29 protein-coding genes, 1 pseudogene and 2 riboswitches are annotated in these 24,926 nt (G+C 68.1%); of the genes and pseudogenes, 10 read left to right on the top strand and 20 right to left on the bottom strand.

The annotated features are described in order from the left end of the window. Nucleotides 1–198 precede the first annotated feature (198 nt). The 4 genes from B146_RS0109860 to B146_RS0109845 are packed head-to-tail and all read left to right on the top strand — an operon-like array spanning nucleotide 199 to nucleotide 3,225. Nucleotides 199–432: a hypothetical protein gene (locus B146_RS0109860; protein ID WP_019996273.1), complete on the top strand. Its 234-nt coding sequence runs from the start codon at nucleotides 199–201 to the stop codon at nucleotides 430–432. Further along, nucleotides 429–923: a hypothetical protein gene (locus B146_RS0109855; protein WP_026358495.1), complete on the top strand. Its 495-nt coding sequence runs from the start codon at nucleotides 429–431 to the stop codon at nucleotides 921–923. Before B146_RS0109860 ends, B146_RS0109855 begins: the two co-directional genes overlap by 4 nt. Further along, a complete protein-coding gene (locus B146_RS27695; protein WP_051091530.1) occupies nucleotides 920–2,755 on the top strand; it encodes a MobA/MobL family protein in 1,836 nt (611 codons plus the stop codon). Before B146_RS0109855 ends, B146_RS27695 begins: the two co-directional genes overlap by 4 nt. Further along, nucleotides 2,752–3,225 (top strand): hypothetical protein, encoded by a 474-nt coding sequence (locus tag B146_RS0109845; RefSeq protein WP_019996271.1) that lies wholly within the window; start codon nucleotides 2,752–2,754, stop codon nucleotides 3,223–3,225. Before B146_RS27695 ends, B146_RS0109845 begins: the two co-directional genes overlap by 4 nt. 659 nt (nucleotides 3,226–3,884) lie before the next feature. Here the strand turns inward: B146_RS0109845 and B146_RS0109840 are convergent. Both B146_RS0109840 and B146_RS25630 read right to left on the bottom strand, forming a co-directional pair. Next, nucleotides 3,885–4,322: an EamA family transporter gene (locus tag B146_RS0109840; RefSeq protein ID WP_019996270.1), complete on the bottom strand. Its 438-nt coding sequence runs from the start codon at nucleotides 4,320–4,322 to the stop codon at nucleotides 3,885–3,887. Nucleotides 4,323–4,366: 44 nt separating this feature from the next. Then, a complete protein-coding gene (locus tag B146_RS25630; RefSeq protein WP_019996269.1) occupies nucleotides 4,367–6,211 on the bottom strand; it encodes a DUF190 domain-containing protein in 1,845 nt (614 codons plus the stop codon). Nucleotides 6,212–6,297: 86 nt separating this feature from the next. Next, nucleotides 6,298–6,372: riboswitch (Fluoride riboswitch) on the bottom strand. 224 nt (nucleotides 6,373–6,596) lie between these two features. Here B146_RS25630 and B146_RS0109830 point away from each other — a divergent pair. Further along, nucleotides 6,597–7,688 carry a molybdopterin-dependent oxidoreductase gene (locus B146_RS0109830; protein WP_026358493.1) on the top strand — a complete coding sequence of 364 codons (1,092 nt, stop codon included), beginning with the start codon at nucleotides 6,597–6,599 and terminating at the stop codon, nucleotides 7,686–7,688. A gap of 325 nt (nucleotides 7,689–8,013) precedes the next feature. On the opposite strand, the gene B146_RS0109820 is transcribed toward B146_RS0109830, so the two are convergent. Beyond that, nucleotides 8,014–9,396 carry a YncE family protein gene (locus B146_RS0109820; RefSeq protein WP_019996266.1) on the bottom strand — a complete coding sequence of 461 codons (1,383 nt, stop codon included), beginning with the start codon at nucleotides 9,394–9,396 and terminating at the stop codon, nucleotides 8,014–8,016. Beyond that, complete coding sequence (locus B146_RS0109815) at nucleotides 9,393–9,857, bottom strand: DUF305 domain-containing protein (protein WP_019996265.1); 465 nt, start codon at nucleotides 9,855–9,857, stop codon at nucleotides 9,393–9,395. The genes B146_RS0109820 and B146_RS0109815 overlap by 4 nt, the downstream gene beginning before the upstream one ends. A 170-nt stretch (nucleotides 9,858–10,027) precedes the next feature. Between B146_RS0109815 and B146_RS0109810 the strand changes: the two genes are divergently transcribed. Continuing rightward, nucleotides 10,028–11,179, top strand: coding sequence for a TDT family transporter (locus tag B146_RS0109810; protein ID WP_019996264.1), 1,152 nt, complete (start codon nucleotides 10,028–10,030; stop codon nucleotides 11,177–11,179). A gap of 103 nt (nucleotides 11,180–11,282) precedes the next feature. Here B146_RS0109810 and B146_RS0109805 read toward each other — a convergent pair whose 3' ends face one another. Genes B146_RS0109805 through B146_RS0109785 form a run of 5 tightly spaced genes read right to left on the bottom strand, consistent with a single transcriptional unit; the run spans nucleotide 11,283 to nucleotide 14,610 of the window. After that, nucleotides 11,283–11,942: a uracil-DNA glycosylase gene (locus B146_RS0109805; RefSeq protein WP_019996263.1), complete on the bottom strand. Its 660-nt coding sequence runs from the start codon at nucleotides 11,940–11,942 to the stop codon at nucleotides 11,283–11,285. Then, on the bottom strand, nucleotides 11,939–12,838 hold the full coding sequence (locus tag B146_RS0109800; RefSeq protein WP_019996262.1) for a LysR family transcriptional regulator: 900 nt from the start codon (nucleotides 12,836–12,838) through the stop codon (nucleotides 11,939–11,941). The genes B146_RS0109805 and B146_RS0109800 overlap by 4 nt, the downstream gene beginning before the upstream one ends. 9 nt (nucleotides 12,839–12,847) lie before the next feature. Beyond that, entirely contained in the window at nucleotides 12,848–13,660 is an 813-nt protein-coding gene (locus B146_RS0109795) for an anti-sigma factor family protein (RefSeq protein ID WP_019996261.1), read from the bottom strand. Beyond that, nucleotides 13,657–14,172: an RNA polymerase sigma factor gene (locus B146_RS0109790; protein WP_019996260.1), complete on the bottom strand. Its 516-nt coding sequence runs from the start codon at nucleotides 14,170–14,172 to the stop codon at nucleotides 13,657–13,659. Before B146_RS0109790 ends, B146_RS0109795 begins: the two co-directional genes overlap by 4 nt. Nucleotides 14,173–14,193: 21 nt before the next feature. After that, nucleotides 14,194–14,610 (bottom strand): nuclear transport factor 2-like protein, encoded by a 417-nt coding sequence (locus tag B146_RS0109785; RefSeq protein WP_019996259.1) that lies wholly within the window; start codon nucleotides 14,608–14,610, stop codon nucleotides 14,194–14,196. Between the two features lie 188 nt (nucleotides 14,611–14,798). Between B146_RS0109785 and B146_RS0109780 the strand changes: the two genes are divergently transcribed. The 4 genes from B146_RS0109780 (at nucleotide 14,799) to B146_RS0109765 (ending at nucleotide 17,480) form a co-directional block, all read left to right on the top strand. After that, nucleotides 14,799–15,602, top strand: a complete 804-nt coding sequence (locus tag B146_RS0109780) for a substrate-binding domain-containing protein (protein WP_019996258.1) — start codon at nucleotides 14,799–14,801, stop codon at nucleotides 15,600–15,602. Between the two features lie 32 nt (nucleotides 15,603–15,634). Then, nucleotides 15,635–15,698: riboswitch (Fluoride riboswitch) on the top strand. Between the two features lie 57 nt (nucleotides 15,699–15,755). Continuing rightward, nucleotides 15,756–16,187 (top strand): fluoride efflux transporter CrcB, encoded by a 432-nt coding sequence (gene crcB, locus B146_RS0109775; RefSeq protein WP_019996257.1) that lies wholly within the window; start codon nucleotides 15,756–15,758, stop codon nucleotides 16,185–16,187. A gap of 277 nt (nucleotides 16,188–16,464) precedes the next feature. Next, nucleotides 16,465–17,187: an LssY C-terminal domain-containing protein gene (locus tag B146_RS0109770; RefSeq protein ID WP_019996256.1), complete on the top strand. Its 723-nt coding sequence runs from the start codon at nucleotides 16,465–16,467 to the stop codon at nucleotides 17,185–17,187. 62 nt (nucleotides 17,188–17,249) lie between these two features. Then, complete coding sequence (locus B146_RS0109765; RefSeq protein WP_019996255.1) at nucleotides 17,250–17,480, top strand: hypothetical protein; 231 nt, start codon at nucleotides 17,250–17,252, stop codon at nucleotides 17,478–17,480. Nucleotides 17,481–17,504: 24 nt separating this feature from the next. Here the strand turns inward: B146_RS0109765 and B146_RS0109760 are convergent, their stop codons facing one another. The 11 genes and pseudogenes from B146_RS0109760 to B146_RS0109710 all read right to left on the bottom strand — a co-directional run bounded on the left by B146_RS0109760 (nucleotide 17,505) and on the right by B146_RS0109710 (nucleotide 24,901). Then, a complete protein-coding gene (locus tag B146_RS0109760) occupies nucleotides 17,505–18,293 on the bottom strand; it encodes a glutaredoxin family protein (protein WP_019996254.1) in 789 nt (262 codons plus the stop codon). Between the two features lie 20 nt (nucleotides 18,294–18,313). Then, on the bottom strand, nucleotides 18,314–18,826 hold the full coding sequence (locus B146_RS0109755; RefSeq protein ID WP_019996253.1) for a DUF305 domain-containing protein: 513 nt from the start codon (nucleotides 18,824–18,826) through the stop codon (nucleotides 18,314–18,316). 71 nt (nucleotides 18,827–18,897) lie between these two features. After that, nucleotides 18,898–19,350 (bottom strand): DUF305 domain-containing protein, encoded by a 453-nt coding sequence (locus B146_RS0109750; RefSeq protein ID WP_019996252.1) that lies wholly within the window; start codon nucleotides 19,348–19,350, stop codon nucleotides 18,898–18,900. A 281-nt stretch (nucleotides 19,351–19,631) separates the two neighbouring features. Continuing rightward, nucleotides 19,632–19,976 (bottom strand): hypothetical protein, encoded by a 345-nt coding sequence (locus B146_RS0109745; RefSeq protein WP_019996251.1) that lies wholly within the window; start codon nucleotides 19,974–19,976, stop codon nucleotides 19,632–19,634. Nucleotides 19,977–20,105: 129 nt separating this feature from the next. After that, nucleotides 20,106–20,375, bottom strand: coding sequence for a DUF411 domain-containing protein (locus B146_RS29785; RefSeq protein WP_051091529.1), 270 nt, complete (start codon nucleotides 20,373–20,375; stop codon nucleotides 20,106–20,108). 217 nt (nucleotides 20,376–20,592) lie between these two features. Beyond that, nucleotides 20,593–21,243: pseudogene (locus B146_RS25620) on the bottom strand (magnesium chelatase domain-containing protein); the annotation flags it as partial. A 130-nt stretch (nucleotides 21,244–21,373) separates the two neighbouring features. Next, a complete protein-coding gene (locus B146_RS25615) occupies nucleotides 21,374–22,000 on the bottom strand; it encodes an SH3 domain-containing protein (RefSeq protein ID WP_019996249.1) in 627 nt (208 codons plus the stop codon). Nucleotides 22,001–22,151: 151 nt separating this feature from the next. Further along, nucleotides 22,152–23,090, bottom strand: coding sequence for a glutathione synthase (gene gshB, locus B146_RS0109725; protein WP_019996248.1), 939 nt, complete (start codon nucleotides 23,088–23,090; stop codon nucleotides 22,152–22,154). Between the two features lie 94 nt (nucleotides 23,091–23,184). Then, complete coding sequence (locus tag B146_RS0109720; protein WP_019996247.1) at nucleotides 23,185–23,574, bottom strand: YraN family protein; 390 nt, start codon at nucleotides 23,572–23,574, stop codon at nucleotides 23,185–23,187. Continuing rightward, nucleotides 23,571–24,563, bottom strand: coding sequence for a 16S rRNA (cytidine(1402)-2'-O)-methyltransferase (rsmI, locus tag B146_RS0109715; RefSeq protein WP_019996246.1), 993 nt, complete (start codon nucleotides 24,561–24,563; stop codon nucleotides 23,571–23,573). The genes B146_RS0109720 and rsmI overlap by 4 nt, the downstream gene beginning before the upstream one ends. After that, nucleotides 24,560–24,901: a YnfA family protein gene (locus B146_RS0109710; protein WP_026358490.1), complete on the bottom strand. Its 342-nt coding sequence runs from the start codon at nucleotides 24,899–24,901 to the stop codon at nucleotides 24,560–24,562. Before B146_RS0109710 ends, rsmI begins: the two co-directional genes overlap by 4 nt. Nucleotides 24,902–24,926: the final 25 nt, after the last annotated feature.

Raw genomic sequence — 24,926 nt, 5'->3', positions numbered from 1 at the left:
TGCGAGGTTTCGTGCGGCCCGCAGGCACCCACGCGGAGCGCCCGACAGCCATGGTTCGGCGTCGGCTTGCGTCGCGCAAATCGGCGCCTGACGCTCTGCGTGGGGAAACCGGGAGAACCCGAAGGGCGCGATTATACGTTCTGCGAACGTCGCGCCCTGCGGGGCTGGTCCTCCCCGTCGCCGGCGTGGAGGGACGACATGGACGACATTCTGACGAGACTTGAGGACGCGGCCCGGTCGCGCTACGCGCTCGCCTGCGAGTACCAGGCGGACCTCCTGGCCTCCGGCACCGCGAGCGCGGACGACCTCGCCGAGGCCGCAACATACGTGCAGACGGCCGCAGCCGTCGTAGACCCCGAGTACCGCGTTCGTTGCGCGAGGCTCTACGCCACGCTCGCGGCGCTGGACTACGGTGCAGGGGGCAACCGATGAGAGCAGCGCTCCTCCTCGCTGCCGCAGTCCTCATGACCGCACCGCCCACGAGCGCCGCCGACTACGTCTTCCGGGGCAAGCTCGTGCCGATCGAGGCGATGTCCGCGCCCATGCCGCCCGCCCCCGCAGCGCCGGAATGGACGGCCGAGGGGATGCTCGCCCTACGTCCCGGCGCGACGTACCTGACCGGGCCGACCTACTCCGAGCTCATGGCGGCGGGGCTGCCTTCGCTCGTCGGCAACCGCATCGCGTCCATGCACAACGAGCCGAGGCCCAGCGCCGTCTACCTCCTGACGTACAACTGGCGCCTCGGGCACGGGTACATGGTCCGGTCGATGGACGAGTCCTTGGCATCGTTCGGGGTCCGCGCGATCGCGCATGGCGATCGCATCGCACTGAAGGTCGGCACCGCCGGCCTGTGGCTCACCCCGGCCTCGCAGGCCGGCGAGGGGCTTCTCCGTAGGCTCGATCTTCGCGAAGCGGCGCCATGACCTCGCTCCGCGACCACGAGGCCCTGTGCCACATCCGGGCGTCGGTCATCCAGCGATCGCGCGGCAAGAGCGCGGTCGCGGCCGCCGCCTACCGTGCCGCCGCCCGCCTGACGGACGCCCGCACCGGTCAGGTGTGGGACTACTCCCGCAAGCGCGCCGTAACTGATTCCTACGTCATGGCTCCCGCCGAGGCGCCCGCCTGGGTCTTCGACCGCGAACAGCTCTGGTCGCGCGTCGAACTCGCCGAGCGCCGCCGCGATGCCCAGACCGCCCGCGAACTCCAAGTCGCGATCCCCCGGGACCTTCCGCGCAGCGCGTGGGGCGCGTTCATCGCCGACGTTGCGGAACCCTATCTCGCGGTCGGGGCCGTAGCCGACGTGGCCCTCCACGAGCCGCGTGCAGCCGATCGCGGCGAGCAGCCGCACGTCCACATGCTCCTCACGGTCCGCAAGCTCGACCCCGCGTCCCCGACCGGATTCGCGGCGAAACGCAACGAGGCCGTCAACGCCCTCCTGACGTCCGGCGGGAGCCACGGCGGCGGCGCCCGAGGTGATGCCCTGACGCGCGAGCGCGAGCGCATCGCCGGGGTCATCAACGCGCACCTTCGCGCCGCTGGTTCTAAGCGGCGCGCGGACCACCGGAGCTATGCGGCCCGCGGCGATCCCCGGACCCCCGAGCCGCCCATGGGCGAGCGCCGCATGGCCGCGGTCCGAACGCGGCATCGACATGATCGACGAACCGCCGTCGTCGCGGGAATCCGCGAGACCCAGAAGCTGGACAACGAACTCACCCGAACGGAGATGGACATGGCCTTGAAAGCACGCGGATTCGCCCGCGCTCCCGACCGCAAGACGAAGGCCCCACACCAGCAGGACTACAAGCTCGGAATCCTCCGCGACCGCTTCCCCGACGCGGACTTCGCGCCCGACACGGCAGCCGCGCTCTACATGGTCGATGTGCGCGACCCGCGCCGCACCCGCGCGCTGCTCCGCGACGGCGCATGGGTCGAGAGCGACGACGAGTCCGGCACCGTGACCGTCTGGGGGGCGCGCAGCCCGGCTGCCGCCGCCCTCGCCGAGGCCATCGGCGAGTCGACGGGCTACGGCATCGACCGCCTCGCGCGCACCGCTGCGGCGAAGAAGCCGGGCAAGGGCCGCCGCAAGGGCAGCATGCCCGAGGACGAGGCGATCAGTCTCGCCGATCGCTGGAGGCGCCGCGGATTCGCCGACGTGGTGGAGTCGCCTGCCGGGGTCCGCGTCGGCCTCGGCGGACGCAGCCGCCTCTTGGACTCCGGCGACCACGTGGACCTCGTCGGGCCGGTCAGTGACGCCGCGCTGCGCGCCCTCGCGAGCAAGGCCGCCGAGGATTGGGGCAGCACCCTTGAGCTCGATGGTCCATGGCCTCCGGAAGCGCAGGCCAGACTCTGGACGGAGTGCCAGCGCCAGGGCGTCGACCTCGCAGGCTACGTCCCGCCGCCCGCCGTCGCGGCAGCCTGGGCAGCCGAGTCCGGTTCCGTCGCCGACACCGCGACGAAACTCCGCGCGGTGCGCAGCGAGACCCGCGAGGCCGATGTCCTCTTGTCCGCCGCCGCCGGCGACGTGGCTGCGCTGCGCAAGCTGGACCCCGACCTCCGGGCTTTCGTCGCCTCGCACTTGGACGACGACCAGCGGGCGGAACTCGCCAAGTCCGCCCGCGAGGAGGTGACGGCCTCGCTCCCGGCCTTCCGCAAGCTCGGGAAGGTCGAGTTGGAGCGAGACCCGAAAGCGGCAACCGTCGTCGCGCAGCCCGACGTCCCGGCCCCGGCCGACGACTACGAGCGGCGGCCGACGTGACCGGCGCGACCGCCATCCTCGAATCTCGCCGGGATGCCGTCGCGCTCCGGCGGTACACCCGCGAGCGTGCCGCCGGACGCACCGCTGCGGAGTGGGTCATCTACGACGACCGCCTCCGCGCATGGACCCTCGCCGGTAGTGAGGCCGAGGCCACTACCTCCGGCCGGCCGTGGCGGCGGACCCGCCAGCCGGGCGAGCCGTGGTGCGCGGTCCTTGGCCGGGACCTCACGGTGGCACGCGACGACGCCTTACAGGCGGTTTTCGTCACGCTCGCCGACGACGACCTGTCGGCATGGCGGCGCCTATTCGTCGCCGCCGACCGCGCCCCGGAGCGCTGCCTGTCGGACTGGCGCGCCCGCGGCCGATGCCTTCTCGCCGCGGTGTCCGGTGAACCCGTCGAGGGGAGCGAAACCCTCGCCGGGGGGTTCGCTGTTCGCGGGATGGGCAAGCGCAGTCTGGCGGGCATCTGAAACGGCCGCCCGGCACCCTCTCGCCGCAAGGACTCGACGGGGTGGTCCGATGCCGCCCGGCAAGGACTCACCGCTCTCGCGGCTCGCAGGAAGGCCCTTAAGAGCGACGGAAGTTTCAAGGGGTAGGAATGTGCCGCCCAACCTCACTTCGTCGTTCTGGCGGCTCGCACAGAAGCCTCCAGAACGCTCCGGCCTCTTCAGACGGCCTCGGGCACGTCCTCGCGGTCCCCGCCGCCCTCGTGCCGGGCAGCGCCCCGCCTAGGGGCCGGCGGGACGGGGGAGGCCCCTCACGGGACTATTGCCTGCTCGCCGGGGGCAGTCGGTCCCGCGCCTGTCTGCGGCGGCGCTCCTGCGGCTACCCCGAGAACCGGTCTCGCAGCCGAGAACTCCCGCAGCCGTGCCGGCCGCTCCGGTGCTCTGAGTCCTGCGTCGGCTTCGCCAGGGGGCATCTGCCGGTCGTCCGTGCAACGTCCTTCTACGCCGCAAATTGTTGACAAGCGGTCCGGTTAATGTCGCACACCATCAGTATGACGCGGACGCCGGATTTTAGTCAGCGTAACGTACCTCTCAGTGACGCATCTGAGTAAAAAGCTTCCTGCCCAATTTAAGGGAGTGTCGGTCGACTACCTGACATCAACTCAATTGCAGCAACGGAAGCATCACCCGTGGTACGCGACCAGCACGGCCCCCGCCGCGATGAGCCCGACGCCCAACCAGTTCGGGCCAGATAGCCGTTCGCCGAGGAACAGTGCGCCGAGGATCGCCACCAGAACGACACTCAGCTTGTCGATCGGTGCGACGCGGGCCGCATCGCCCATCTTCAGGGCGCGGAAGTAGCAGAGCCACGAGCCGCCCGTGGCCAGCCCGGAAAGGACCAGGAACAGGTAGGTCCGTCCCGACACCGCCCCCGGCCATTGCAGACGCCCGGTAACGGCCAGGATGCCGGCAAGAACGAACAGGATCACCACGGTGCGGATCAGCGTCGCGAAATCGGAATCGATGTTGGCGACGCCGACTTTGGCGAGAATCGCGGTCAGGGCGGCGAACCCCGCCGAACACAGTGCCCAGAACTGCCAGGAGGCAAGAGCGAGTTTCATGATGTGACTCCTCTTTTGAGACGGGGACTTCGTTGCGGAACACGCTATCCGACGCGGGCGACGGCCACGTCGTCGGTCTCGGGGGCCGGCGTCTTCTCCTCGAGCGCGCCGTCGCCCGCCCCGACCGTCCAGCGCTCGATATGCTTGAACACGATCACCTTGTCGCGCAGCAGCGCGCCGTGATGTCGGCAGAACGCCTCGAGGTCCGGCCGATGGCCGACCAGCTCGACGCACATCGTCAGCTCGGGGTTCGGCGTCTCGCTACCCTCGGGCTGCACGGGGCCGTGGTTGCTGAAGCCGTAGTGCGTGTGGTGGGCGACCGCGTTCACGATGCCCGCCTTCTTCGCCAGGAGCACGAGTTCACGATAGAGCGGCTTGGCGCCCCAGGAGGCGAAGCGCCCCGATCCCGGCGCCTTGTCGCGTGGCCTCAGGTAGATGCGCAGCATCCCGACGTCGCTCGGGATGAGGTAGTGGGTGTCGGTCATGGTGGTTCCTTCGGTGGCATAAGAGACGATCGGAACGACGACACCCGGACGGGCGCGTCGGCGGGGCAGCGACACGTTCGGGCGGGGACGCGGCAGGGCGCGCACCTCGCGCAGCGACACGTCGGGGGGCACGAAGCCGTGGTCGAGCTTCGGCACCCCGACGCGCTGGGACAGGTAGATGCCTGAATGGCCGCTGAAGACGTAGGCGAGGAAGCATCCGGTCGCGATGTAGACGGCGTTGTCGGCGCCGAAGAGTTCGATGCCCATGATGGTACAGGCGATCGGCGTGTTGGAGGCGCCTGCGAATACGGCGACAAAGCCGATCCCGGCGAAGAGGTCGACCGGCGCACCGATCGTGTGGCCGATCGATGCCCCGAGGCCGGCGCCGATGAAGAACAGGGGTGTGACCTCGCCGCCCTTGAACCCGCAGCCGAGCGTGACGACCGTGAACAGAAGCTTCCAGGCCCAGGCCCACGCATCGGAACGGGCGGGATCGAAGAAGCCGGAGATCGTCACGTCGGCCGGGTTCGGCGACCAGACCCCTAGGCCGAGATACTCGCGGGTGCCGAGCGCATGGACCAGCGCGATCAGGACAAGACCGCCGAGGACAGGGCGCAGCGGCGCGAACGGCACGACGCGCTTCACCAGCCCCTGCACGGCGTGAAGGCTTTCGGCGAAGAACTGGCTGACGAGCCCGAACGCGACGCCCGCGATCGCAACTTGGGCGAACAAGAGGATATCGAGCCGGAACCCTGGCCCGTCGGCACCGAACCCGATCAGGAAGTGGGTGTGCTCGATCCCCCATTGGAGGCAGACCCAATCTCCGACCACTGCCGCGACGAGACAGGGCACCAGCGCCTCGTACTGGATGCGACCGACGGTCAGCACCTCGAGCGCGAACACCGCCCCGGCGATGGGGGTGCCGAACACCGCACCGAAGCCCGCCGCGATGCCGGCCATGAGCAGGAGGCGAACCTCGCCCAACTCGAGGCGCAAAGCTTTGCCGAAGCCGGAGGCCAAGCTCCCGCCGAGCTGGACCGCCGTGCCCTCGCGTCCGGCAGAGCCGCCGAACAGGTGCGTGGCGACCGTCGAGACAAGGATCAGCGGCGCCATGCGCAAGGGCACGCCCGCGCCGGGCTCGTGGATCTGCTCGACGATCAGGTTGTTGCCGCTCTCGGCCGAGCGGCCGAACCAGTGGTAGACGAGGCCGACCGCAAGACCGCCGACGGGCAGCCAGTAGAGGAGCACCGGGTTGTCGAAGCGCGTGCGCGTCGCGACGTCGAGCGCCCACAGGAACAAGGCGCAGGCCGAACCGACGGCGGCCGCCATCGGCAGGACGAAGAGCACCCATCGGGCGAGAGCGAACGCCTGTAGGGTTCGGTTGGCGAGGGCGTTGGGCGGCATGGTCTGGCTCCGGATGAGGGCGGAGCGATCAGACGGAGTGTCGGGAAACACGGGCCGGACATGACTACTCGCCCGCGTGTGTTGCGGGTGGAGTAGGAGTCATCAGCCCATCGGGGAGCGGTTCGGCGCGAGGCCCGGCAGAATCCATTGCCGTTCATGACGTCTACGTGATCGCCGCGAGCATTGTCAACGCGGGCCTCGTGCGTCGCGAGATACGCCAACGGGGAACTGGTAGGCGAAGGGAATGTTGCTCTCTCCTGACGCAGTTTCCTGCGCCCTCGGAGATGTCACCATGCTCACAAGACGCGCCGTGCTCCAGGGGGCAAGTTCCATCGCAGTGGCTCGTACGACATGGCCCGCTTCCGCCGCTTCGGCGTCGGCGACCATGGCGGCACCCTCCGAGCCTTCCAGCGACTTGCTCGTCCACAGCAAGCTTCCCCTGAACGCCGAGACGCCGATCGCCAAGCTCCGGTCCGCCTTCGTCACGCCCCAGGCCGAGTTCTATATCCGCGACCACGGCACCGTGCCGACGATCGAGGAGGCGGGCTACAGGCTGACGATCGGCGGCAAGGTGAGAGCGCCCATCGAGCTGTCGCTCTCGGATCTCAAGTCACGCTTTCCCGAGCGCAAGGTGATGGCCGTCATGCAGTGCGCCGGCAACCGCCGGGCCGACATGGTCGACGTCGGGTATGTCGAGGGTGATCTCTGGGGTCCCGGAGCGATCGGCAATGCGGAGTGGACAGGCGTTTCACTTGCCGACGTCCTGAGCGCTGCCGGCGTCGAAGACGGTAGCGGGTTGCACGTCGCCTTCTCCGCTCACGACGAGGTGGTCATGAAGGATGACCGCTTCGACTACGGCGTTTCGATCCCGCTCGAGAAGGCGATGACGCCGGACGTGCTCCTCGCATGGGCCATGAACGGCGAGCCGTTGATGGCCGAGCACGGCTTTCCCCTACGCGTCGTGGTACCCGGCTATGCGGGAACGCGCAGCCCCAAATGGTTGGCCTCCATCATGGTGCAGGACGAAGAGGCCGATACCCCGATCCAGCGCAAGGAGTATCGGCTCTTTCCCCCGACGACGACGAAGGAGACGGCCGACAAGGACCCGAACGTCGTCATCAACGACATGCCGCTGAATTCCGCGATCTGCATGCCGGCGGCCGGGGCAACATTGAGGCCGGGAACGACGACAATCGAGGGTTACGCGATCGGGACGCAAAATGGCGTCGCGAAGGTCGAGGTCTCCTACGACGGTGGCGAGAACTGGCACGAGGCCGCCATCGACAAGCGGGCCGATACTCAATGGGCGTGGGTCTTCTGGTCCGTTGTCCTCGACCTGCCGGCCGGTCAGCACCAGCTCGCCGTCCGTTCCTTCGACGAGGTCGGCGGTTCGCAACCCGAGGACATCGCGAGGATCTGGAACTGGAAGGGCTACCTCGCCAATTCATGGCATCGCGTCTCGGTCAGCGTCGGCTAAGCTCTCGGGCTCTGACAATTACAACTCAACGCATCCGGTTGGCTTGGGCAGAGAAAAGCGCCGACCGAGATGCGGTGGGTTGGAGACCTGCGGACCGTATGATGAGGGGAACTGTCATGAGCAAACCAGACGGCTGGGAAGATCCGGAGGGGCTCGAGATGAAGGAGCTAGCCCAAATTGAAGATCGGAAGGCCGCAGCCAGAGGCGCGTCCCGATCGACCGTAGGCTCGGGTCTGACATGGCTTCTCATCGCAGGTTCGTTGCTGGCGGTCTGCGTCGTCCTGTGGATGACGCTTCGCTAGCGATGCAATGCTGGTCCACCCTTCTAGCGGCTGCTGAGGACCGGGGCGGCGGTGGCTTTCAGACCCTCGACCACGACCAGCCGCGGCTCCTCCCCCGCCGTCGGCTCCCCCGGGACGGCAAGCGTGCGCACCGGGCCGATGCTGGAGGCCATGCCGGCTCCCTTGTCGTTGGTCTTCAGCACCACGACGGGCTCGTCCTGTCCTTCGAAGAAGACGCCGTACTCCGTCATCGGCTTCAGCTTGGCGACGCTGACATCGATCGCGTCGACGAGCCCGAGATTGCGCGACACGACCATCCCGGAGCCAGTGGCCCCCTCAGGCGCCTTCAGCGAAAGCGTTAGGTTCTCCGGACCCGCCTTCAGCGGCACAAGGTTCTCGGTGCCCGCACCATCCGGGACCGCGCCCGGCACGAAGACGAGCGCCTGCGGGGCCTGTCCGATCGGGATCTCGGCGACGACCTTCTGCTCGGCCGTGTCGATCACATCGACCCGATCGTCATTCTCGAGCCCAACGAAGATACGGCTGCCGTCGTCGGATCCCCAGATGCCGTGGGGCAGGGCGCCCACCGGAATGGTTGCGACGAGTTCTGTCTTCTCTCCGGGCTTGTAGACCTTCACGACGTTCTCGCCGCCGATCGTGACATAGACCAGCGTCTCCCCGTTTACCGTGCCGAAGCCGAGATGGTTGGAGATCGGCCCGCTGTCGATGACCTCCTTCACCTCGAGCGTCCTAGCATCGACGCGCGTGACCTTGCCGACGTCCTTGTGCGTCAGCCAGACGTCGCTGCCGTCGGGGCTGACCTGCACGAAGGGCACGAAGGGCGAGACGACAGGAATGCGCTTGACGAGCGCGTGGCTCGCGACGTCGAAGACCTCCAGCACCGGATTGAACGAGTTCGCGACGAAGGCGAACTTGCCGTCGCGGGAGAACTTCGTCATGCCCGGACCGCTCGTCGTCGGGATGCGACCTGTTTCCTTGAAGGTCGCGGCATCGATCACCGAGAGGTAGTCCTCCCCGCGCACCGTCGCCCAGACTTGCGCGCCGTCCGGCGTGAAGAAGGCCTCGTGCGGGTTGCGCCCGACATAGGTCGTGCCCTTCACCGCGTTGGTCGCCGTATCGATGAAGGTGACGGAGTTCGTGACGGTCGAGACGACGACGAGCGTCTTGTGGTCCGGCGAGAACCCGAGGCCGTGGACGTTGACCTCGCCCTTGTAGAGCGGGCTCAGAACGTCCGGGCGTGGATTGCCGAGGCGGATCTGGCCGAGCAACGTGTTCCCGACGGGGTCGATGACAGACACCGTGTTGGAGTTCTGGTCGGCGGTATAGACGCGATCGGAGGCGGCAGGCAGCGCGAAGGCCGATGTCGAGACGACGAGCGCGGCGGCGAGGATGGCGGTGCGGGTCATGGGGTCGTCTCCGGAACGGGTTTCGCGGTGTCGGCTGATGCGGCAAGCATCGAGCGCATCAGCGTGATCTCGTAGGTCTGTTCGGTGATGATGGACTGGGCGAGGTTGCGGATCGCCGGGTCCTCGGTCGATCCGAGGACAGCCTTCGCCATGTCGATCGCACCCTGATGATGCGGGATCATCTGGGACAGGAAGTCATGATCGGGGTCGCCGGTCACCGGCGCCGACATCATGCCTGCGTGCATCGTCTCCATCGCCGCCGCGGTCGCTTGCGCATAGGGCGAGCCGTCGGGCGAGGCTGGTGCCATCGTCGCATGCTGATGGGCACGAGCGTCCTGCGCTTCGGCCGAAGTCAATGACATCCCGGCGAAGGCGAGGGCGAGGAGGAGCGTCTTCAACATGGGGCTGGCGTTTCCTCCGAGCACGGGCTGGAAGGGAAGACGCTCGGCGAACGCTTTCATTCCCGACGTCGCGACTTTTTTCCGCGACGCGGAGCCGAGAGCGCGTCCGCCGCTGCCGGTCCGACGCTGGAAGCAACCGATCGATGCAACCGATCGGAAAGACCGGAACAACGCGTTGGATGAATCCGTCGCCGCCGCGCATGGTCTGAGCAGAAAAAGGACCTCCGCCCATGACCTTCGAACAGATGCGTGCCGTCTCGCTCGGCCTCCACCCGCTGTCGCGCCTCGACAGCCCCCGCGAGGTGGTGCGCCAGTTCACCCCGAACTGGTTCGCCGCCACCATGGGGACGGGCATCCTGGCCATCGCGCTCGCGCAGTTCGGGACCGCGGTCCCGGTCCTCCATGCGATCGGGGAAGGGCTGTGGATGCTGAACATCGGGCTCTTCGCCCTGTTCACCGCGCTCTACGCCGCCCGCTGGATCTTCTTCTTCGACGGGGCCAAGCGCATCTTCGGCCATTCCGTCGTGTCGATGTTCTTCGGCTGCATTCCGATGGGGCTCGCCACCATCATCAACGGTTTCCTCGTCTTCGGACTACCGCGCTTCGGCTCCGCCGCGGTCGGGATCGCCGAGACGCTCTGGTGGATCGACGTCGCAATGGCGGCGGCCTGCGGGATCGCGATCCCCTACATGATGTTCACGCGCCAAAGCCACTCGATCGACCAGATGACCGCGGTCTGGCTTCTGCCGATGGTGGCGGCCGAGGTCGCCGCGGTGTCGGGCGGGCTGCTTGCACCCCATCTCGCCGACCCGCAGAGCCAGCTCCTCGTCCTCACGCTGTCCTACGCGCTCTGGGCCCTGTCGGTACCGATCGCGATGAGCGTCCTCGTCGTGCTCGTTCTGCGGCTCGCCGTCCATAAGCTGCCGCACGCATCCATGGCCTCGTCGAGTTGGCTGGCGCTCGGCCCCATCGGCACCGGCGCGCTTGGCCTGATGACGCTGGGCGGAGCCGCCCCCGCGATCCTCGCCGCCAACGGGCTGGACCGCTTCGGGGCGACGATGGAGGGCGTTGGCCTCGTCGGCGGCCTGCTTCTCTGGGGCTACGGCCTGTGGTGGCTCGCCATCGCGACGCTGGTCACGGTCCGCTACGTCAGGGAAGGCCTGCCGTTCAATCTAGGCTGGTGGGGTTACACGTTCCCGATCGGCGTCTACGCCGTGACGACGCTGAAGCTCGGCACCATCCTGCCCATTCCCGCGATCCACGGCTTCGGCGTGGCGCTGGTCGCACTTCTGGCCGTGGTTTGGTCGATCGTGGCGGTGCGCACGGTCCGGGGCGCGTGGCGCGGCGACCTCTTCGTCGCTCCCTGCCTCAAGGCCGGCTGATCCACCTTTGTGCTGACCCGATCATGCCCTCGGAACCCGCCCTGAAGGAATGCGGGCGGGGCTGGCGAGCGTCCTTCCCGACACAGCCAAGAACCGACTGTCGTCACGACCCTTCAGAACGAAACGCAGCCGCGCCAGCCTGGAACTTTGCCGCACCGCCCTGGGCGGGATGGCGGACGTAGGTGACCGGTACGCCGAACCCTTCGCTCGCGCCTTCCGCCACTCGACCGATGGCGAGGATGCGACGGGGTCGGATGGCTTCGACGAGAAGCGCCAGTGTGTCCCGAGACCTAGTGATCTCGGACCGGGACGGCGTTCGGTTGCGCACGGGTATCCCCGTCCGGTGCGGGTGGTGCATCACCGCGTTCCAGAACAGGGGCAGCCGTTCCGGCAGTGCATCCCAGATCTGGCGCGAGGTGCCGGACGGCGGTGCGGCGGAGGCGTCGGCCGTCGTGGCGATCTCGAACGGTGCGATGGCAAGGCGCGAGGAGAGGTCGACCAGTCGGCCTTCGCCCGTGAAGGGCACGCCCGTGCGCCGGGCTCCGAACCTCGAAGGCGCTTCACCGAGCCATAGGTCGATGCCGTCCCGTCCGGCAAACGCATGGAGGTATCGCCGAAGGTTGCGGCAGCGGATCGAAGCGGCATCCGGAACATCGACCGCCGGGTCCGTGTCGGCGTAGGGATTGAAGAGGGTCGGCATCCCGGCCGATGCGGCCATGTGCATGACGAGACGATCCAGCCCCGTCTTCTGGTTGCCTGTCACGCGCCCGGACCCGGATGGTCGTTTCGAAGCTCGTGCAGGAACGCCGATGCCGCTCGGCTGAGGCTGCGCTCCTTCATCTCCACCGCATGGAAGCCGCGAGCGGGAAGCGCAAAGGCGATCTCGATCAGCGTCCGGCTCCGCAGTCCCGGCTGAGCCACTGCGAGCGGCAGGACGCCCACGACGCCGCCGGCCTCGATGGCTGATCGCACGGCCTCGTTGGACGGGAGTTCGAGATCGACCGACAATGCGGCGGGATCGATGCCCGCGCCCCGCAGCGCGTCTTCCAGAATGCTACGCGTGCCGGATCCGGGCTCGCGCATGACCCATCTCACCCCTGCAAGCTCCGGGACGCGTGGCGGGGCGCCCTTGGGCGATTCAGCACCTGGGGATGCGACGAGAACGAGCCGGTCGTCGGCGACACGGGTCGTGCGCAGACGCGGATCGCGCAGTTCGTCCTCGACGAAGCCGAGATCGGCATCCCCGGCGGCCACCGCCTCGCTGACCTCCAGTGTGTTGGCGATCCGCAGGGAGAGGGTGATGCCGGGATGGCGTTCGCGGAAGTGCCGCATGCGAGGTGGAAGCCAGTGGTTGGCGACCGTCTGGCTGGCTGCCAGCGCGACATGCCCGCGCCGAAGGTCGGTCAGATCGTCGAGTGCCTTGGCCGCCTCCGCGGCCCGTGCGAGGACCGAGCGCGCTTCCGGGAGGAACAACCGTCCCGCCTCGGTCAACTCGATGCCGCGCCCGACCCGGTCGAACAGACGGACGCCGTGACGGCTCTCCAGCGCGGCCAGCGCCGAGCTCGTGGCCGACTGCGTGAGGTTCAACGACCGCGCCGCCTCGGTCACGTGTTGGCGCTCGGCGACCGCGACGAAGATGCGAAGCTGTTCCAGCGTCACGGGCGCTCCTCAAAGCTGGTTCGCGGGCTTGGGCTCCGGCGGTCGCTCCAGTTCGTCGTAGACGAGCCGGGCGACCGGCATCAACGCCTCGCGGGCTGTCGCGGCCGTCACGACATAGCCAAGGCCGCGGTCGCGCCACAGGAAGGCGGATACGCCGTCCTCCTCGACGAACTGGAACGACGTCTCCTCCGTCTCATCCGTCTTGACGTACAGCGTCAGCCGCGTGCCCGCGTCATCGTCGTACATCAGCATCGCGGCCGGACCGGAACGACCCGGCAGAAGGCGGCCGCCCATCAGGCGGTAGCCGAGCCGGGTAAGGTCTGGGACGGTGATCGGCGTTCGCAGCCGCTTCGACAGCCAGCCCACGAGATGGGCTCCCTCGTCGGCCCTGACCTCGACGGGATGGACGACCTCGACCACGAAGGTGCGGTAGGCCGCGATCGCGTCGTCCGCCATGCGGGCGGTGCGGACGGGTTCGGCGTTCGGGGCGCCGAGGATGCCGTTCGCCATCCAGCCCCCGAGCCCGCCGAGTGCGAGCCAGGCGCAGACGGCCGCGACCGACCGTAGATGAAGCAGCCGGCGACGGCGCACCCCGGCGCGGATGCTGGAGATGCGAAGGCGAGCCGGGATGGGTTCGGCGGCCTTGGGCCCAAGGCGGTCGCGCAACTCGGCGAGCAGCCTGCGATCCCGCTCCAGGTCGGCGGCGATCGCAGGGTGGTCCACGAGATAGCGTTCCACCGCTTCGACGCGTTCGGCACCGAGACGCCCGTCGAGATAGGCCTGGAGGTCGTCCTCGCCGACGGGAAGATCGATCGGGTTCACTTGACCCTCCTGAGGTTCGGCCTCGCGCCATGGTCGAGATAAGAGCGCAAGCGCTCCCGGGCACGCGACAGGCGCGACATCACGGTTCCGATCGGCAGTCCCGTGACCTTGGCGGTCTCCTCGTAGCTCAGGTCTTCGACGCCGACGAGAAGAAGCACCGTGCGGTGCTCCTCGCTGAGCGTCTCTAGGCCGGCGAGGACGTCGCGGAACTCGGCCTTGCCCAACTGGCCGCCATCGACTCCGGGCGGCTCGGCCATGTCGTCGAGCCCGACGTGCTCGCCGCGCCGGCGGCCCTGGCGCAGAGCCGACAGGTGAAGGTTGCGCAGGATGGCGTAGATCCAGGCGCGCAGGTCGCCGTCGGGGCGGCGCAGGTGCCAGCGCCCGACGACGCGCTCCAAACAGTCCTGGACGAGATCGTCGGCGGCTGTGGCGTCCCGCACTAGGGCGTAGGCATAGCGCCGCAGCCCCGGGATCAGCGGTTCCACCAACCGTGCGATCTCATCCTCGCTCATGGCGGCCCTCGCTTCCCGGCCTTACTTCGCGAGCGCCGGGTCGACCTGCCAGATCTCGTCGGCAAGCTTGCCGTCGCGGAACAGCATGACGTAGCGCACGGGAATCTTGTCCTTGCCCGCGAACACGACGTTCGCGGTGACGGTCGCACCCTTCGGGTTCATCGCCTCCGAGACGCCCATGACGTTCGCGGTCAGGTTCGGCTGGGCCTTGGCGAACTTCTCCCAGACCGCCTTGATCTCGGAACCCTTGTAGGTGCCGTCGAGCGGGCCGCCTACCCAATGAAGGGTCGCGCCGTCACCGTAGGCGCCTGCGACTGCGGCGGTGTCCCCCTTGGCGATCGATGCGATGCGGGCCTGCGCCATGTCGGCGGCAGGGCCGGCATGGGCTGCGGTTGCCGTGATCACGGCCATGGCCGCGGTGGCGAGAAGGGTCTTCATGGGTGTTCGTCCTCGACGTCGGAGATTGCTGACCATGCCGAGACGCTGCCGACGATCCCTTATTCCCGTGCGATTGGCAAAAATCTCGGGTGCGTCTCGCGGAATAAACTCCGGCGGGCAGCGTCCCTTTCTTGAACCGCCCGGTCTTTGGGGCACCCACCACCCGACGCAAACCGCCAGGAGTTCCGATGTTCCGCCTTCCACTTCTTGCTGCCGGCGCCGTGCTTGCCGCATGCGCTTTCGCGCAGGCCGCCGACACCGAACTGTTCGATCCCACCATCCGGCACGAGCCGAAGGACGGCGTCGTTCGCCTCTACGGTGCGGGCGGACCCAACACGGCGTTCCAGAAGGTCGCCGACCTTTGGATGCGGCAGACCGGGAACAAGGTCGAGATCACCGCCGGCCCGGAGGGCACGTGGTCGAAGAAGGCCCAGGGTGATGCCGACATCATCTGGGGCACGTCCGAGCAGTCGATGACGGCCTTCCTCCAGACCTACAAGACCTTCTCGTCGACCCAAGTTCAGCCGATCTACGTCCGTCCCACCGTGATCGCGGTGAAGAAAGGCAATCCGAAGGGGATCCAGGGCTTCGAGGACCTCCTGAAGGACGGCATGCGGATTGTCGTCACGGAAGGGTCGGGCGTCGCCAACACGTCGGGCACCGGAACCTGGGAGGACGTGGCGGGCCGTCTCGGCAGGCTGTCGGACATCGAGCGCTTCCGCCGCAACATCGTCAGCTTCTCCACCGGCTCTGGCGCCAGCTTCAAGGCGTTCGGGGATCTCGATGCGGACGCCTGGATCACGTGGCCGGACTGGACGGTGACGAAGGCCGACGTGCTCGACGCCGTGCCGATCGAGACGGACCGCCGCATCTGGCGCGACCTGAACATTGCGGTCGCTCCGGACGCCGATCCGCAGGCGAAGGAGTTCGCCGAATTCCTGGTCACACCGGAGGCGCAGGCTTTGATGCGCACGGAAGGGTGGGAGCGGTGACTTCCCAACCTCGCGAGAGCGCGTTACCGTCTCATCGCTACGGGGATGGGGTTCCCCCACAACCGCCCGCGTCGGGCTGATGACTCCTATCGAAACCGCGGCGCATGCTTGGATTTCTCCGAGCATGCGAACCCATGTCGATAGGAGACCCGCATGTCCTTCACCAGTTGCGTCATCGTCATGCTGGGCGGTGCGCTCGTCACGTTCCTGCGCTACGCCATCTCGGTTGTCGCCCTGCCGATCAGCCGCGACCTGCCCTGGGGCACGATCCTCATCAACATCGCGGGCTCCTTCGCGATCGGCCTGTTCGGGACGCTCACGCTCGCTTCGGGCCGTTTCCCGGCTTCGGAGAACCTTCGTCTGTTCGTGATGATCGGCCTCTGCGGTGGCTTCACCACCTTCTCCTCGTTCAGCCTTCAGACGCTCGATCTCCTGCGGGCCGGTGCCGTCCCCCGCGCCATGCTGAACGTTGCCCTGTCGGTGGTCCTGTGCGTGGCGGCCGTTGCCGTTGGTCACTTCGTGGCTTCACGCTACAACGACAGCGCCCAGCGTATCGCGCAGATCGACATCGAGGAGGATGCGTAGCCTTGTGCGGCGACCGGCGCTGTCCTGTTGAGGGAAGTTACAGAAACACGCGTGTTGTCTCCGAAGGGTCGATGGCTGATGGTCTGCTACAGGAGGCTCGTTTCGTAGTGCCGATCGTGCGAAAGGGATGGCACCCGGTCGGTCGATTTCGGGTGTGGAATGTGGTCGACCGGACGGGCCGAAGCAGCACCCAGGGTGCCGTATCGTTCGACGAGGGCGCATGGTCCTGCGACGCCTAGCGCTTGCCGTCGGCGGAAGTGCCGTCGCGTGGGCCTGCATGGCGTATCTCGTCCTGCCGTTCGCGCTGCGCCACTACGAGCATCAGACCGCGCTGAACGGCTTGGAGATGGTGACGCGTACGGCGGACGGGCTGTCGGGCGATCCTCTCAACGTCGGCGTCGTCGGATCCCGGAGCGAACTCGTGACGGCCATGGCAGCCGCAGGTTGGACGCCGGCCGATCCCGTGACGCTTCGCACCAGCATCGAGATCGTCGGTAGCGTGGTTCTCGACCGCGCTTATCGCGATGCGCCCGTAAGTCCGCTGTTCTACCAAAGGCGACAACAGGACCTCGCCTTCGAGAAGGCGGTCGGACTGAGCGCAGACCGGCGCCAGCATGTGCGTTTCTGGAATGTCCTGTCAGCCGGGGCGGAGGGCCGACCTGTCTGGCTCGGATCCGCCTCGTTCGATGTCGGCGTCGGGTTCAGCCATTACACGGGTGCCGTGACCCATGCCATCTCTCCGGACGTCGATGCGATGCGTGACGAGTTGGCGGCCGATCTTGCCAGGACCGGGCGTGTTGCGGAGGTCTACGAGGTGACGGGCGTCGGCTTGACCTTGAACGGTCGCAATGGCGAAGGGGACCGCTACTACACGGACGGCGAGATCCGCTTCTCCATCCTGGCGCCTCCGGGGGTGGCGGGACGCCAGCCGCCTCCCGTCCTGCCCAACCCGCCGCTCATCGACCTCAAGAACGCGTTGTGGAACGCCGCCACCAACTGAGGACGTGCAACGCTTTGGCAAAGTGCGCCTAGGAATCGTATCGTCCGCTAGGGAGCGGATTTATGAGAGGTACCTACGGCGCGAACGGGCCGGAAGCAGATGGGCCGCAGGCCGACGCCTACCCGATCGTCTGTATCTTTGATGGCGAGGCATTCTTCGTGACGCCGAACAACCTCTTCCGCGCCACGGTGGGGGCCGTCGTGCTGGGCCTCGGCACGATCACCTCCGTCGAGGCGTTCCCGAACGGCGGCGACACCGTCGCCGGCACGGAGGCAGTCCTGCGGACGCGCTGAACCGACGACGATCCGGCTTCCCCGTCACGCGAACATGCGGGCAGCCATCCAAACCGCCATCCCGACCATCATGAGGTTCTCGGTGAGGGACACGAAGCCGAGGGGCACGTTGGAGTCCCCGCCGACGCACGCGCACTTCAGTTCGCGCTTCTGGACGTAGACAGCCTTGAAGACCGAGATGGCTCCGACCGTGCCGATGAACAGCGCGACCGGGACGGACAGCCACATCGCGGCGCCTGCCAGCATCAGCACGCCCGCCAGCGCCTCGCCGAAGGGGTAGAGGTAGGCGTAGCGGACCCAGCGCTGGGCCAGGAGATCGTAGCCAAGGAACATCGTGGCGAAGCCCTCCACGTCCCGCAGCTTCTGCACAGCCAGGAGGCACATCGCGATCGAGACGAACCACTCGACGGTTCGCACCGTCAGCAGGGTTTCGAGAAGCGCCCAGGTCACCGCCATCGCCATCAGGGCGGCCATGGCGAAGATGGCGATAACGGGCTTGTAGGTGACGGCCTTGGGGTCGGCGACGGACTTGCCGAGGAAGCGCCGGAGGTCGTCGTACCCGCCGACCCGCTTCCCGTCCACGAACGTCTGGGGCGTCGTCTCCACGTGGTGCTCTGCCTTGAAGGCGTCGGTCTCGTCGCGGGTCGTCAGCCAGCGGTCGTCGACCTCGAAGCCCTCGCGCTTGAGGAGGTCGACGGCGCGCAGGCCCCAGGGGCAGATGTGTTTGGGCATGACCATCCGGTAGATGGTCGCCCGCTTGGCCTTCACCGCGCTTGAGGGAGCCGTGCTGCCGTCTGCAATCGTCGTGGACATGTCGGCGTCCTTTCCTTCGCTCAATTGCCGGCCGCGATGGCGGCCTCGGGCATCCGCGGCGGCAGGTCCGGTGCGCCGTCGGCGGGCGGGTTGGCCTCGAGGTCTGCGATGAGGCGCTCCATCTCCCCGATCTCGCGGACCTGCGCCTCCACGATGCCGTCGGCGAGCTCGCGGACCCGCGGGTCGCGAATGTGTGCGCGCTCGCTCGTCATGATCGCGATGGAGTGGTGGGGGATCATCGCCTTCATGTAGGCGACGTCGTGGACGGTCTCCTGGCTGCGCACGAGCCACAGGGCCCCGGCGAAGACGACGACGCCGGCCGCGACGATGGCCGCGTTGGTACCCTTCCTGGGGTACATCCCCCACATGAAGCCGATCATGATCAGTGCCATCACGGCACCCATCACCACGGCCATCCACGTCCGCGTCTGGCTGTAGAAGACGTGGTCGAGCGCGTATGTGTTTAGGTACATCAAGCCGAACATCACGACCGTCGAGGTCGCGATCATCGCGGCGAACCGTCCGTAACCCATAGCTCCTGCTCCGTTCGTTGGTGTGTCGAGATGCCCCGGAGGCGGCCGCCCCCGGGGCACGGGTCCGCCGCTTACTTCGCGAGCGCCTCGACGCGGGCGGTCATCTCCTCGATTTCCTTCTTCTGCGCGTCGATGATCATCCGGGCCATCTCCTTGGACTTCTCGTCCTTGCCCGTCTTGAGCTCGACCTCGGACATGGCGATCGCACCCTGGTGATGGGCGATCATCCCGCAGTTGAACGCGAGGTCCGGGTCCTTGATCATGGCCGCCTTCATCATGGGGCCGTGCATCTTCATCATCGCGTCCATGTTGCCCTTCTGGACCTCGTCCATCTGGCCGCCGGACATCATGCCCTCCATGCCGCCCATCATCTTGGACATGTCCATGGACCCGGCGGCGGCCTCGCAGGCGGCGGGGAGCGTCACCTGCTCCGACGACGCCGCCATGCCGTGCTGGTCCTGCGCGGAAGCGTGGGAGACGGCGGCGGCGAGAAGAGCGGCGGACAGGATCGTGATCTTGCGCATTGGTTCGTTCCTATGGATGGGGTCCCTCGGGACCTTTTGCTGGATGTCAGCGTGCGGCCGCGGGAGCGCGGCGACGCCGTTGCTTGTTCGCTCAGTGACGGCGGACCGGGTGCTCCGGCCCCGCCGACGGCATGCGTCGTCATGGATGGGGATTCGTGCCGATCCGGTCGCCGACGCCGCGGCGACCGTCGTCGGACGGGGACGGTGAGCGACGCCATCGGACTCGGACCGCCTCGCGGCCGCGAGGGCTCGGCACGGTCGGTCGGGCCTCTCGAGACGGCTCAGGCGGTCTTTGGGGGACGCTTCGGGCCGGGCGGCAGGATGCCCTTGCCGTCCTGGTACAAGGTTGGGGCGGGATCGGCCTCGAGGGCCACGCGGACGAAGCCGGGCGGCGCCGGGAACGGCAGGAGGCTGGTGCAGGACTTCCCGCAGCAGGACATGCCAGACGTGTCGCCGTCGGGCTTGTGTGCCCCGCCATGGGCATGCGTCGACGGACTCGGCGCGCAATCGGCGGCCGGATGGTCGTGGACGCTCACGCCGGCCGTCGCCGTTCCGTGCCCGGCGAACGCGGCGACCGCAACCAGGGACAGGATGACGACGAGACTACGCAGGCATGCGCCGAGCATGGGACGTTCCGACTTCCGATCCGTCGAGAACAGGCGGCGGCGGAAGGAGTTCCATTCGATCGGCACGAGGTGCGAGGAACGACGACCCAGGAGTGGCCGTATGCGTGTCTCCGGTGGGGCCATCGGGTCTCACTCCCGTCCAGCGCGGTAGAAGACCCCGGGGGCGGTCGACACGTCTCCGAACGACAGGACGTCGGACCGGGCCTTCGGGTCTTGCCATGCCGGGCGATCCCGCTGGCATGCCCGGTGCCGCGATGCCCGCAACCCTCGGCCTGTCGACATGAGCCTGTCGACGCCATCCATGGGCACGTGCCCTTCAATCACGTAGCCGCCGATCCTGGCCGTGTGGCAGGATTCGACCGCCTCCAAGACGCCGAGCAGGCGCTTCTGCCTTGCCATGTCATCTCGTTTGCTCTCGCCCCGACGTGCTTCGTTCTGCTCACAATCTGGAAGGCGCCGCCGTGGCTGGTCGTGCCCTTCGGTGCGCTGGGGGCGTGGCGATCGGGGTTTAGTAACTCAGACTGCGGAACGGCCGCTTTCGGGTTTCTAGTGAACCCCGTCGAACGGCGAGCTTGGGTCGGTCGGGGTCGGTGTATACGTGTCAATTAATGTAGCACACCCTCAGAAGGTTATGGTTGCCCGCCGCGGCGATCTCGAGCGCGCGTTTGGGCACGGTCTGGCCCTTGATGTCCCGGAGGTCGGGCAGGGCGAGGGCGCTCGCGTCCTCCTGCACGGGCTCGGGCCGCGCGAGGCGCTGCGTGCCGCGAAAATGGTTGGCGATCTGGATCAGCGAGCGGGGCGCCAGAATGTCCATCTCGGGATCGGCCCAGGCCGCTTCCGACCCGCCGCCTTCCGGGCATATGAGACCGAGGCCGAGCGCGTTGGCGCTCATCGCGGCGGGCAGAACGCCGCTGACCGGCGTGACGAGCCCATCTAGCGAAAGCTCGCCCAGCACCACGAAGCGCTGCAGCGCATCGGCCGGGATGGCGCCGAGCGCGGCCATGAGGCCGAGCGCGATGGGAAGGTCGTAATGCGAGCCTTCCTTCGGCAGGTCGGCGGGCGCGAGATTGACGGTGACGCGCTTGGGCGGCATCGACAGGCCGGAGGCGTGAAGCGCGGCCTGAACCCGCTCGCGGCTTTCGGTGACGGCCTTGTCGGCCAGCCCGACGATGCCCATGCCAACCTTGCCGGGCGCGACCAGAACCTGAACATCGACCGGCACCGCCTCGACGCCCTGAAAGGCGACGGTTCTCACACGCGACACCATGCCCGGCCCTCGAATCGTGTTTTCGCCTGGAGGGCGAGGGTAGTTCGCAAGCAGCGTGTGAGCAAGGACGGGAGACCATCCGCTTCTTCCAACGAAAAACGGCGCCTCGCGGCGCCGCCCTTGGTTCGGATCAATAATCTTCGTCCCAGTCCCGGCGCTCTTCCCAGTGGCGCGGCGGGGGTGGCGGCGGGCCGTCCTCGAAGCGCTCGCGGTCGCGGCGGCCCTCGAACCGGTCGCGGTCCCGCTCGAAGCGGTCGCGGCGATCCCAGCCCGGCGGCGGGGGAGGGGGCGGGGCGTCATAGTAGCCGCGCTCGCGCACCGGGCGCGGCGGCGGGCCGCGATCGAAGATGCGCGGGCCATAGATGCCGTCCCAGCGGCGGCGGTCGCGGTAGAAGTCGCGGTCGCGGTAATGGTCGTCCCAATAGCGGCCGAAGGAGTAGGTGACGGTCGGCGCGCCGATATAGGGCACGACGCGCGGGCCGGTGTAGCGCTGGCCGCCCCTGACATAGGCGAGATAGTTGGACGAGATCCAACCGCGCTGGCCGTAGAAGGTCACGTCGCACCAGGCGCGATTGGCCAGGCACCCGTAGACCCGGACCTCCTCGCCGCCGCGCACGACGTTCACGGGCGGATAGGCGGTGGAGGGGCCGGCGCGCAAGTTGACATTCGTGGTGGCGATCGCCGTGGCGGCGCTGGCGATGCCGGGCGCGAGCGCCGTGCCCGCGAGGGCCAGAAGGAAGAGACGAGCTTTCGTCATAGGGAAACCATCCGAAGGAAGGCGCGAGATCGATGGAGCCATTTCAACATGGCGAAGCCGAACCTGTTCCGAACGCGGCATTCAGCCCGCGTTCAGGAAATCGGGTCGGGCGCCCGGGTGGAGGCGCCCGACCGCCGATCCTGCGCCCGCGTCAGCGCTTGGCTTCCACCGCGTCCCAGAAGAGCGCCGCGATATCGGCGCCGCCGAAGCGCTTCACCTCGCGAATGCCGGTCGGCGAGGTGACGTTGATCTCGGTCAGATAGTCGCCGATCACGTCGATCCCGACGAAGACCTGGCCGCGCTCCTTGAGCTTCGGGCCGATGCGCTCGCAGATTTCGCGCTCGCGCGGCGTGAGCTCGGTCGGCTCGGCCCGCCCGCCGACATGCATGTTGGAGCGCGCGTCGGTCTCGGAGGGCACGCGGTTGATCGCGCCCACCGGCTCGCCGTCGATCAGGATGACGCGCTTGTCGCCCTTGCGCACGTCTTTGAGATAGCGCTGCGCGATGAAGGGCTCGCGGAAGAGAAGCGCGAAGGTCTCGAGGAACGAGGAAAGGTTGCGGTCGTCTTTCGTCAGATGGAAGACGCCCGCGCCGCCATTTCCATAGAGCGGCTTCAGGACGATCTCGCCGAACTCGGCGCGGAAGGCCGCGATCTCGGCCGGGTCCTTGGTGATGATCGTCTCCGGCATCAGGTCGGAAAATTCCGTGACGAAGATCTTCTCGGGCATGTTGCGCACCCAGGCGGGGTCGTTGACCACCAGGGTCTTGGGGTGAATGCGCTCCAGAATATGCGTCGAGGTGATGTAGTTCATGTCGAAGGGCGGGTCCTGGCGCAGGAGCACCACGTCCATGGTCGACAGATCGACCTTGTGCGGCTCGCCGAGGGTGAAATGCTTGCCCTGCTCTTCCACCAGATTCAGCGTCTCGACCCGCGCCGTCGCGACCCCGTCGCGCAAGGACAGGCGATCCGGCGTGTAGTGGAAGAGCTGATGCCCGCGCCGCTCGGCCTCGAGGCAGAGGGCGAAGGTGGAATCGCCCTTGATGGTGATGCCCGACACATGGTCCATCTGGACCGCGACCTTGAGCGACATGCGGTGTGTTCCCCGAACGGTTCCGTCCGTGCCGAGGTAGAGGGGAACGGGGGTTCTGTCCACGGGCAGGTTGCGCGGGGCGCCGAAACGCCGCTCAGCCGCGTGCCCGCCACGCGTCTTTCACATGCACCGGCCAGCGCCGGGGGAGGACGGCGACGATGTCGAAGCGGATGGAGAGATGCGCCGTGCGCTTCTGGCGCGAGAGCCAGAGATCGGCGGCGCGCTCGATGCGGGTCTGGGCCGCGGGCGTCACGGCGTCCATCGCCGCCCGCAGCGTCGGGCGGGCCTTCACCTCGACGATGGCAATGAGCGCGCCGCGCCGGGCGACGAGGTCGATTTCGCCCGATGGCGTGCGATAGCGCCTGGCGAGGATGCGGTAGCCCTTGAGGCGCAAGGCCCAGGCGGCCAGCGTTTCGGCGCGGTGCCCCTTTCGGAAGAACCCGCGCTTGGCGCGGAGCGCCTCGTCGCCCGCGCGCGGCTTCATGCGCCGCCCTTCAGCTCCAGCGCGCGCTGATACAGCTCGCGGCGCGCAAGGCCGGTGAGCTTCACCGCTTCCTGCGCGGCCTTTGCCGGCTTCATCTCGGCGAGAAGCCCGCGCAGGATCGTGTCCACGTCGCCACTCGCCGGGGCTTCTTCGGCGGCCGGCGGGCCGACGCAGACGACGATCTCGCCGCGCACCCGTTCCATCGCCGCGAAGCGCTCGGCAAGCTCCGGCAGCGTGCCGCGATAGATCGTCTCGTAGGCCTTGGTCAGCTCGCGGCAGACGGCGGCGGGCCGGGGGCCGAGCCCTTGTGCCATGGCGCTCAGACTCTCCGCGATCCGGTGCGGCGCTTCGAAGAAGAGGAGCGTGCCGGGAATGCGCGCCAGCGTTTCGAGCTTGGCCAGCCGCGCGCCGTCCTTCACCGGCAAGAAGCCGGCAAAGAAGAAGGCATCGGAGGGAAGGCCGGAGGCGCAAAGCGCCGCCAGCGGCGCCGAGGCGCCGGGAATGGGCACGACCGGCAGACCACGCGCGATGGCCTCTTCCCCCAAACGAAAGCCGGGGTCCGACACGAGCGGCGTGCCGGCGTCGGACACGAGCGCGACGGAGCGGCCGGCTTCGATCTCGGCCAGAAGCGCCGGGCCGGATTCGGCGGCGTTGTGCTCGTGATAGGCGAAGAGCCGGCGGCGGATGCCGTAGCGCGAAAGGAGCTTCTGCGTGACGCGCGTGTCCTCGCAGGCCAGCACATCCGCCCCGGCGATGAGGTCGAGCGCGCGCAAGGTGACGTCGGAAAGGTTTCCGATCGGCGTCGCCACGAGATAGAGCGCCGGGTCAGGCCTGGGCGCGCGAAGGCTCGCGCCGCGCACGAGATAGGTCGCGCCGGAATCGGGACGGGACGCGTCCGCCTCGTCGCCGCCCTCGGTCTCCTCGAACGCGGCTTCCTCGAACTCGGGCGCATCGATCCCGGAATCGGCAGGGGTTCGGGGCTCGCTCATGAGACACCTCGGGGTGCGAGAAGGATGACGGCGGCGCCCGCCAGACACAGGAGCGCGCCGAGAAGGTCGAAGCGGTCGGGTCGCACGCCTTCCGCCGCCCAGAGCCAGCCGAGCGAGGCCAGAATATAGACCCCGCCATAGGCCGCATAGGCACGGCCGGCGAACTCGGCATCGACGCGGGTGAGAAGCCAGGCGAAGGCGAGGAGCGACAGGACGCCCGGCACGAGCCAGAGGGCGGAGCGCCCGGAGCGCAGCACCGCCCAGAAGGCGAAGCAGCCGCCGATCTCGGCGAGCGCCGCGCCGCCATAGACGAGAAGCGCCGAGGCCGCCCCGTTCAGCGCCCGGCCCTCGTCGAAAGGCGCG

It is taken from the genome of Aureimonas ureilytica DSM 18598 = NBRC 106430, from assembly GCF_000382705.1.
GTDB lineage: Bacteria > Pseudomonadota > Alphaproteobacteria > Rhizobiales > Rhizobiaceae > Aureimonas > Aureimonas ureilytica.
Note: the sequence above shows the minus strand (reverse complement) of the source record. Positions and strands in the feature narration are given on the sequence as shown.

Excerpts from the sequence above, each read along its gene's own strand:
- B146_RS0109860 (WP_019996273.1), top strand. The coding sequence starts at position 199 with ATGGACGACATTCTGACGAGACTTGAGGACGCGGCCCGGTCGCGCTAC.
- B146_RS0109855 (WP_026358495.1), top strand. The coding sequence starts at position 429 with ATGAGAGCAGCGCTCCTCCTCGCTGCCGCAGTCCTCATGACCGCACCG.
- B146_RS27695 (WP_051091530.1), top strand. The coding sequence starts at position 920 with ATGACCTCGCTCCGCGACCACGAGGCCCTGTGCCACATCCGGGCGTCG.
- B146_RS0109840 (WP_019996270.1), bottom strand. The coding sequence starts at position 4,322 with ATGAAACTCGCTCTTGCCTCCTGGCAGTTCTGGGCACTGTGTTCGGCG.
- B146_RS25630 (WP_019996269.1), bottom strand. The coding sequence starts at position 6,211 with ATGCCGCCCAACGCCCTCGCCAACCGAACCCTACAGGCGTTCGCTCTC.
- B146_RS0109830 (WP_026358493.1), top strand. The coding sequence starts at position 6,597 with ATGGCGGCACCCTCCGAGCCTTCCAGCGACTTGCTCGTCCACAGCAAG.
- B146_RS0109820 (WP_019996266.1), bottom strand. The coding sequence starts at position 9,396 with ATGACCCGCACCGCCATCCTCGCCGCCGCGCTCGTCGTCTCGACATCG.
- B146_RS0109815 (WP_019996265.1), bottom strand. The coding sequence starts at position 9,857 with ATGAAAGCGTTCGCCGAGCGTCTTCCCTTCCAGCCCGTGCTCGGAGGA.
- B146_RS0109810 (WP_019996264.1), top strand. The coding sequence starts at position 10,028 with ATGACCTTCGAACAGATGCGTGCCGTCTCGCTCGGCCTCCACCCGCTG.
- B146_RS0109790 (WP_019996260.1), bottom strand. The coding sequence starts at position 14,172 with ATGAGCGAGGATGAGATCGCACGGTTGGTGGAACCGCTGATCCCGGGG.
- B146_RS0109785 (WP_019996259.1), bottom strand. The coding sequence starts at position 14,610 with ATGAAGACCCTTCTCGCCACCGCGGCCATGGCCGTGATCACGGCAACC.
- B146_RS0109780 (WP_019996258.1), top strand. The coding sequence starts at position 14,799 with ATGTTCCGCCTTCCACTTCTTGCTGCCGGCGCCGTGCTTGCCGCATGC.
- crcB (WP_019996257.1), top strand. The coding sequence starts at position 15,756 with ATGTCCTTCACCAGTTGCGTCATCGTCATGCTGGGCGGTGCGCTCGTC.
- B146_RS0109770 (WP_019996256.1), top strand. The coding sequence starts at position 16,465 with ATGGCGTATCTCGTCCTGCCGTTCGCGCTGCGCCACTACGAGCATCAG.
- B146_RS0109765 (WP_019996255.1), top strand. The coding sequence starts at position 17,250 with ATGAGAGGTACCTACGGCGCGAACGGGCCGGAAGCAGATGGGCCGCAG.
- B146_RS0109760 (WP_019996254.1), bottom strand. The coding sequence starts at position 18,293 with ATGTCCACGACGATTGCAGACGGCAGCACGGCTCCCTCAAGCGCGGTG.
- B146_RS0109755 (WP_019996253.1), bottom strand. The coding sequence starts at position 18,826 with ATGGGTTACGGACGGTTCGCCGCGATGATCGCGACCTCGACGGTCGTG.
- B146_RS0109750 (WP_019996252.1), bottom strand. The coding sequence starts at position 19,350 with ATGCGCAAGATCACGATCCTGTCCGCCGCTCTTCTCGCCGCCGCCGTC.
- B146_RS0109745 (WP_019996251.1), bottom strand. The coding sequence starts at position 19,976 with ATGCTCGGCGCATGCCTGCGTAGTCTCGTCGTCATCCTGTCCCTGGTT.
- B146_RS29785 (WP_051091529.1), bottom strand. The coding sequence starts at position 20,375 with ATGGCAAGGCAGAAGCGCCTGCTCGGCGTCTTGGAGGCGGTCGAATCC.
- B146_RS25615 (WP_019996249.1), bottom strand. The coding sequence starts at position 22,000 with ATGACGAAAGCTCGTCTCTTCCTTCTGGCCCTCGCGGGCACGGCGCTC.
- gshB (WP_019996248.1), bottom strand. The coding sequence starts at position 23,090 with ATGTCGCTCAAGGTCGCGGTCCAGATGGACCATGTGTCGGGCATCACC.
- B146_RS0109720 (WP_019996247.1), bottom strand. The coding sequence starts at position 23,574 with ATGAAGCCGCGCGCGGGCGACGAGGCGCTCCGCGCCAAGCGCGGGTTC.
- rsmI (WP_019996246.1), bottom strand. The coding sequence starts at position 24,563 with ATGAGCGAGCCCCGAACCCCTGCCGATTCCGGGATCGATGCGCCCGAG.